This is a genomic window from Streptomyces niveiscabiei (genome assembly GCF_001419795.1).
Taxonomy (GTDB): domain Bacteria; phylum Actinomycetota; class Actinomycetes; order Streptomycetales; family Streptomycetaceae; genus Streptomyces; species Streptomyces niveiscabiei.
Window position 1 is genome coordinate 1 of record NZ_LIRL01000664.1, and the last position, 7692, is coordinate 7692.

Consider the following 7692-nt stretch of genomic DNA (forward strand, 5'->3'; position numbering starts at 1 on the left):
CGCGGCGGCCGTCTGCACGCTGGGCATCCTCTACAACGTCCTCAACGGCCGCAGCGTCGACCGCGTCGTCCTGCTCACCGGAGGCGCCGTCGTCCTCGCCCTCGTCGTCCGCCAGGGCATCATGCTCCTCGACAACGTCAAGCTCACCCAGGAGCTGGCGCAGAAGGAGAACTACTTCCGCTCCCTGGTGCAGGGCTCCAGCGACGTCATCATGATCGCCGCCCCGAGCGGCGCCCTGAAGTACGTCTCCCCGGCCGCCGCGGGCGTGTACGGCCGCCCCGCCGAGGAGATGCACGGCCGCGAGCTGGCGCACTTCATCCACCCCGACGACCTCGGCGGCGTCGTCCACGAGGTGCGCCGCTTCCTCGCCACCAGCCCGTACGACGAACCCACCACCCGCATCGAGTGCCGCTTCCGCTCCGGCGACGGCGGCTGGCTGAACGTGGAGTCCACCGTCAACCGCCACCACGGCGGCCTGATCTTCAACAGCCGCGACGTCACCGAACGCGTCCGGCTCCAGGCCCAGCTCCAGCACAGCGCCGAGCACGACCCGCTCACCGACCTGCCCAACCGCGCCCTGTTCACCCAGCGCGTCCAGCAGGCCCTGTCCGGCCGCCGCAGCTCCGACCGGGGCCACGCCCTGCGCAACACGGCCGTGCTCTTCATCGACCTCGACGGCTTCAAGGCCGTCAACGACACCATCGGCCACGCCGCCGGCGACGACCTCCTGATCCAGGCGGCCCGCCGCCTCCAGGACGCCGTACGCCAGGGCGACACGGCCTCCCGGCTCGGCGGCGACGAGTTCGCGGCGCTCATCATGGGCGACAACTCTCGCGACCGCGGCGCCCGCGAACGGCACATCCTGGAGCTCGCCGACCGCCTCAGGATCGCCCTCTCGCAGCCGTACGCCATCGACGGCAACGACGTGCGCGTCGCCGCCTCCATCGGTGTCGCCTTCGCCGAACCGGGCCTGGGCGCAGGCGAGTTGCTGCGCAACGCCGACCTCGCGATGTACCGCGCGAAATCCGGCGGCAAGGGCCGCGTCGAGCTGTACCAGCCGCAGATGCAGCAGGACGTGGTGCGCAAGGCGGAGCTGGCGACGCGGCTGCGCGCGGCGCTCAACGACGGCGAGTTCGCGCTCGTGCACCAGCCCGTCGTCCGGCTCGCGGACGGCCGGATCTCGTCGGTCGCGGCGCTCGCGCGCTGGCGGTCCTCGCAGGGCGTGCTGTTCACGCCGGCCGAGTTCCTGCGGGTCGCCGAGGACGGCGACCGGACGGCGGAGCTGGCGCAGTGGGTGCTGGCCGAGGCGGTCGAGCGGGCCGCCGAGCGCGCGGCCACGGGGCTGTCCGTGCCGGTGACCGTGCGCACGGACGCGCGCGGGCTCGTCGAGCGGTCCTCGCCGCTCGCCGCCGCCGAGGCGCTGCTGACCCGGCACGGGCTGCCGTCCGGGGCGCTCACGGTCGAGCTGGCCGGCGCCGACCCGGCGGTGCCGCTGGAGGACCTGGAGCGGCGCCTGAGCGCCCTGCGCCGCCTCGGCGTCCGGATCGTCCTCGACGGCCTCGGCACGGGCTGTACGGGGCTCACGGCGCTGCGCAGGCTGCCCGTGGACGTCCTCAAGCTGGACCGGGGGCTCGTCGACGGCGTCGTGGAGTCCGCGCGGCTGCACAAGATCACCGCCGGGGTCCTCAGGATCGCCGCCGACCTGGGGCTCGACACCGTCGCCGAAGGCGTCGACCGGCCCGAACAGGTCGTCGCCCTGCGGGAGATGGGGTGCACGCACGGGCAGGGCGCGGCGTTCTCCGAGCCGCTCGACGAGTACCGGCTGCGGCGGGCGCTGGCGTCCGGGCACTATCCCGTCCCGCACGGGCCGGGAGAGCCGGTGCTCGCGGGCGGGGGACCGGCGCACACATGACCCCGTGGCCCACATACTGAGACCCCCGTCCCACCCGCTTGACAGTGGATGTGCGTCGGGGGGAGGGTCATTGCCATGCGCACCCGAATTCTCGTACTTGGACAGCGCGTCGGCTGAAGCTGTGGACGCCCGGACGACCCGGACCTCCCAGCGCACGCACCCGACGCGCTCCCCTCGCTTGCCTTACGGCACGAGGGGTTTTTTGTTGCACGGACGCCCTCCGGGCAACAGTCGCACTTCGCACGAAACCCGCAAAAAACCCTCAGCATCGAGAAGAGAATGCCGATGACCGAGCAGGCCACCGGGGCCCCGCATCCGCAGCCGCGGCCCCGATCCGGAGGACACCCCATGCCCGTCGAGCACGTGACGGGTGCGCAGTCCCTCGTCCGCTCGCTTGAAGAGGTGGGAGCCGACACGGTCTTCGGCATTCCGGGCGGCACGATCCTGCCCGCGTACGACCCGATGATGGACTCCACGCGGGTGCGCCACGTCCTGGTCCGCCACGAGCAGGGCGCGGGCCACGCGGCGACCGGATACGCGCAGGCCACCGGCAAGGTCGGCGTCTGTATGGCGACCAGCGGCCCCGGCGCGACCAACCTGGTGACCCCCATCGCGGACGCGAACATGGACTCGGTGCCGCTCGTGGCGATCACCGGGCAGGTCGTCTCCGCCGCGATCGGCACCGACGCCTTCCAGGAGGCGGACATCGTCGGCATCACGATGCCGATCACCAAGCACAGCTTCCTCGTCACCAAGGCCGAGGACATCCCGCGCACCATCGCGCAGGCGTTCCACATCGCCTCCACCGGCCGCCCCGGCCCGGTTCTGGTCGACATCCCCAAGGACATCCTCCAGGCGAAGACCACCTTCTCCTGGCCCCCGGTCATGGACCTGCCCGGCTACCGCCCGGTGACCAAGCCGCACGCCAAGCAGATCCGCGAGGCCGCCAAGCTGATCACCGCCGCCAAGCGCCCGGTCCTGTACGTCGGCGGCGGGGTCATCAAGGCCCAGGCGACGGCCGAGCTGAAGGTCCTCGCCGAGCTGACCGGCGCCCCCGTCGTCACGACGCTGATGGCGCTCGGCGCCTTCCCCGACAGCCACCCCCAGCACCTGGGCATGCCCGGCATGCACGGCACGGTCGCCGCCGTCACCGCGCTCCAGAAGTCCGACCTGCTCGTCACCCTCGGCGCCCGCTTCGACGACCGCGTCACCGGCAAGCTGGACAGCTTCGCCCCCGACGCGAAGATCGTCCACGCCGACATCGACCCGGCGGAGATCGGCAAGAACCGCGCCGCCGACGTCCCGATCGTCGGGGACGCCCGCGAGGTCATCGCCGACCTGGTCCAGGCCGTCCAGAAGGAGCACAGCGAGGGCCACCAGGGCGACTACAGCGCCTGGTGGAAGGACCTCAACCGCTGGCGCGACACCTACCCCCTGGGCTACGACCTGCCCGCCGACGGCACCCTCTCCCCGCAGCAGGTCATCGAGCGCATCGGCCAGCTCGCCCCCGAGGGCACGATCTTCACCGCGGGCGTCGGCCAGCACCAGATGTGGGCCGCCCACTACATCCAGTACGAGAACCCGGCGACCTGGCTGAACTCCGGCGGCGCCGGAACCATGGGGTACGCGGTGCCCGCCGCCATGGGCGCCAAGGCCGGCCGGCCCGAGCGCACGGTGTGGGCCATCGACGGCGACGGCTGCTTCCAGATGACCAACCAGGAACTCACCACCTGCGCCCTGAACAACATCCCCATCAAGGTCGCCGTCATCAACAACGGCGCCCTCGGGATGGTCCGCCAGTGGCAGACCCTGTTCTACAACCAGCGCTACTCCAACACCGTCCTGCACTCCGGCCCCGAGGACGTCAACCCCGAGGCGCGCGGCACCCGCATCCCCGACTTCGTGAAGCTCTCCGAGGCCATGGGCTGCCACGCCATCCGCTGCGAGTCCCCGGACGACCTCGACAAGGTCATCGAAGAGGCCAACGCGATCAACGACCGGCCCGTCGTCATCGACTTCATCGTCCACGAGGACGCCATGGTGTGGCCGATGGTCGCCGCCGGCACCTCCAACGACGAGATCATGGCCGCCCTGAACGTCCGCCCCGACTTCGGCGACAACGAAGACGACTGAGAGAAAGCTTCAGCAGAACATGTCCAAGCACACGCTCTCCGTCCTGGTCGAGAACAAGCCCGGCATCCTCGCCCGGATCGCCGCCCTCTTCTCCCGTCGCGGCTTCAACATCGACTCCCTCGCCGTCGGAGTCACCGAACACGCCGACATCTCCCGCATCACCATCGTCGTGAGCGTCGACGCGCTGCCCCTGGAACAGGTCACCAAGCAGCTCAACAAGCTCGTCGAGGTCCTCAAGATCGTCGAACTCGAACCCGCACAGGCCGTCCACCGCGAACTCGTTCTGGTGAAGGTCCGCGCGGACAACGAGACCCGCTCCCAGATCGTCGAGATCGTCCAGCTCTTCCGCGCCAAGACCGTCGACGTCTCCCCGGAGGCCGTCACCATCGAGGCCACCGGCGGCGCCGACAAGCTCGGCGCCATGCTGAAGATGCTGGAGCCCTTCGGCATCAAGGAACTCGTCCAGTCCGGCACGATCGCCATCGGCCGCGGCGCCCGCTCCATCACGGACCGCTCGCTGCGCGCCCTGGACCGCAGCGCGTAATCCGCATACCGAGACCCCGCATCCTCCCCCCACCCCGCCGTCATACGGTGGGACGCAACACCTGCACTCAAGGAGAGAACCCAAAGTGGCCGAGCTGTTCTACGACGCCGACGCCGACCTGTCCATCATCCAGGGCCGCAAGGTCGCGGTCATCGGCTACGGCAGCCAGGGCCACGCCCACGCGCTGTCCCTGCGCGACTCGGGCGTGGACGTCCGCGTCGGTCTGCACGAGGGCTCCAAGTCCAAGGCCAAGGCCGAGGAGCAGGGCCTGCGTGTGGTGACCCCGGCCGAGGCCGCCGCCGAGGCCGACGTGATCATGATCCTGGTGCCGGACCCGATCCAGGCCCAGGTCTACGAGGAGTCCGTCAAGGACAACCTGAAGGACGGCGACGCCCTGTTCTTCGGCCACGGCCTCAACATCCGCTACGGCTTCATCAAGCCCCCGGCCGGTGTCGACGTCTGCATGGTCGCCCCCAAGGGCCCCGGCCACCTGGTGCGCCGCCAGTACGAGGAGGGCCGCGGCGTCCCGTGCATCGTCGCCGTCGAGCAGGACGCCACCGGCAAGGGCTTCGAGCTGGCGCTGTCGTACGCCAAGGGCATCGGCGGCACCCGCGCCGGCGTCATCAAGACCACCTTCACCGAGGAGACCGAGACCGACCTGTTCGGTGAGCAGGCCGTCCTCGCCGGTGGTACGGCGGCGCTGGTGAAGGCGGGCTTCGAGACGCTCACCGAGGCCGGCTACCAGCCCGAGATCGCCTACTTCGAGTGCCTGCACGAGCTGAAGCTGATCGTCGACCTCATGTACGAGGGCGGCCTGGAGAAGATGCGCTGGTCGATCTCCGAGACCGCCGAGTGGGGCGACTACATCACCGGCCCCCGCATCATCACGGACGCCACCAAGGCCGAGATGAAGCAGATCCTCGCCGAGATCCAGGACGGCACGTTCGCCCAGCAGTGGATGGACGAGTACCACGGCGGCCTGAAGAAGTACAACGAGTACAAGAAGGCCGACTCCGAGCACCTCCTGGAGACCACCGGCAAGCAGCTGCGCAAGCTGATGAGCTGGGTCAACGAAGAGGCCTGAGCCTGAGTCCGACGGGGCCGGCACGACGCGTTCCGGCCCCGTCGCACACCCGTACGGGAGCCGTGTCTCGTAATTTGCCCGAGACGTCTACGACACCTCCCGGCGCCATTACACTGCTGCACATCACGCGTCAGGCCCACAGCGTCGTGCGTCTTCCGCGGTAGCCCCTCCTCCGCCGCGGCCGTCGGGACGGCCGTCCGCGCATTGGACCTGTGAGGACTCACGTGAGCTCGAAACCTGTCGTACTCATCGCTGAAGAGCTGTCGCCCGCGACCGTGGACGCGCTTGGCCCCGACTTCGAGATCCGGCACTGCAACGGAGCGGACCGAGCCGAACTGCTCCCCGCCATCGCCGACGTCGACGCGATCCTGATCCGCTCCGCCACCAAGGTGGACGCCGAGGCCATCGCCGCCGCGAACAAGCTGAAGGTCGTCGCACGAGCCGGCGTCGGCCTCGACAACGTCGACGTGTCCGCCGCGACCAAGGCCGGCGTGATGGTCGTCAACGCGCCGACCTCCAACATCGTCACCGCCGCCGAACTCGCCTGCGGGCTGCTGCTCGCCACCGCGCGGCACATCCCGCAGGCCAACGCCGCGCTCAAGAACGGCGAGTGGAAGCGGAGCAAGTACACCGGCGTCGAGCTGGCCGAGAAGACGCTGGGCGTCGTGGGCCTGGGCCGCATCGGCGCGCTCGTCGCCCAGCGGATGTCCGCGTTCGGCATGAAGGTCGTCGCCTACGACCCCTACATCCAGCCCGCGCGCGCCGCGCAGATGGGCGTCAAGGTCCTCTCCCTCGACGAGCTGCTCGAAGTCTCCGACTTCATCACCGTCCACCTCCCCAAGACCCCCGAGACCGTCGGCCTCATCGGCGACGAGGCGCTGCGCAAGGTCAAGCCGACCGTGCGCATCGTCAACGCGGCGCGCGGCGGGATCGTGGACGAGGAGGCGCTGTACTCGGCGCTGAAGGAAGGGCGCGTGGCCGGGGCCGGCCTCGACGTCTACGCCAAGGAGCCGTGCACCGACTCCCCGCTGTTCGAGTTCGACCAGGTCATCAGCACGCCCCACCTGGGTGCCTCCACCGACGAGGCCCAGGAGAAGGCGGGCATCGCCGTCGCCAGGTCCGTGCGGCTGGCGTTGGCGGGTGAACTGGTCCCCGACGCGGTCAACGTCCAGGGCGGTGTCATCGCGGAGGACGTGAAGCCGGGGCTGCCGCTCGCCGAGCGGCTGGGCCGGATCTTCACCGCCCTCGCCGGTGAGGTCGCGGTCCGCCTCGACGTCGAGGTGTACGGCGAGATCACGCAGCACGATGTGAAGGTGCTGGAGCTTTCGGCTCTGAAGGGTGTCTTCGAGGACGTCGTCGACGAGACGGTCTCCTACGTCAACGCGCCCCTCTTCGCCCAGGAGCGCGGCGTCGAGGTCCGCCTCACGACCTCCTCCGAGGCGACGGACCACCGCAACGTCGTGACCGTCCGCGGCACCCTCTCCGACGGCGAGGAGGTGTCCGTCTCCGGCACGCTGGCCGGTCCGAAGAACGTGCAGAAGATCGTCGCGGTCGGTGAGTACGACGTCGATCTCGCCGTCGCCGATCACCTGGTCGTCCTGCGGTACGAGGACCGTCCCGGCGTCGTCGGCACGGTGGGCCGCATCTTCGGCGAGGCCGGTATCAACATCGCCGGCATGCAGGTCGCCCGTTCCGCCGCCGGCGGTGAGGCGCTGGCCGTCCTGACGGTGGACGAGGCGGTTGCCGCGGGTGTCCTGACGGAGGTGGCCGCGGAGATCGGCGCGACGTCGGCGCGCGCGGTGAACCTGGTCTGAGGCCGAGCCCCCTGGGGGCTCCGCCCCCAGACCCCCAGGGGGAGCCGGAACGGGGACGCCGCGAATGCCGCCCCGCCCCTGGAGCCGCCTGCCTCGGCCCCGGCGCCCCTGGGCCTGGCCGTCCCGGCCCCGTGCCGCCTGGGCCTGGCGGTCCCGGCTCCGCGCCTCCTGGTCCGGTCGAGCGCCACTCGGCAACTCGGGCCCT

At 70.6% G+C, this 7692-nt stretch carries 5 protein-coding genes; all 5 read left to right on the top strand.

What is annotated here, in order from left to right; genetic code table 11:
* On the top strand, window positions 1-1912 hold a 1912-nt coding region (locus tag AOK24_RS29825), incomplete at its 5' end, for a putative bifunctional diguanylate cyclase/phosphodiesterase (RefSeq protein WP_159052028.1).
* 285 nt (window positions 1913-2197) lie between these two features.
* A complete protein-coding gene (locus AOK24_RS29830; RefSeq protein ID WP_107104078.1) occupies window positions 2198-4045 on the top strand; it encodes an acetolactate synthase large subunit in 1848 nt (615 codons plus the stop codon).
* Between the two features lie 19 nt (window positions 4046-4064).
* A complete protein-coding gene (gene ilvN / locus AOK24_RS29835; RefSeq protein WP_055723150.1) occupies window positions 4065-4589 on the top strand; it encodes an acetolactate synthase small subunit in 525 nt (174 codons plus the stop codon).
* Window positions 4590-4674: 85 nt separating this feature from the next.
* Complete coding sequence (gene ilvC, locus AOK24_RS29840) at window positions 4675-5673, top strand: ketol-acid reductoisomerase (RefSeq protein WP_055723151.1); 999 nt, start codon at window positions 4675-4677, stop codon at window positions 5671-5673.
* 224 nt (window positions 5674-5897) lie between these two features.
* Complete coding sequence (gene serA, locus AOK24_RS29845) at window positions 5898-7487, top strand: phosphoglycerate dehydrogenase (protein ID WP_055723152.1); 1590 nt, start codon at window positions 5898-5900, stop codon at window positions 7485-7487.
* Window positions 7488-7692: the final 205 nt, after the last annotated feature.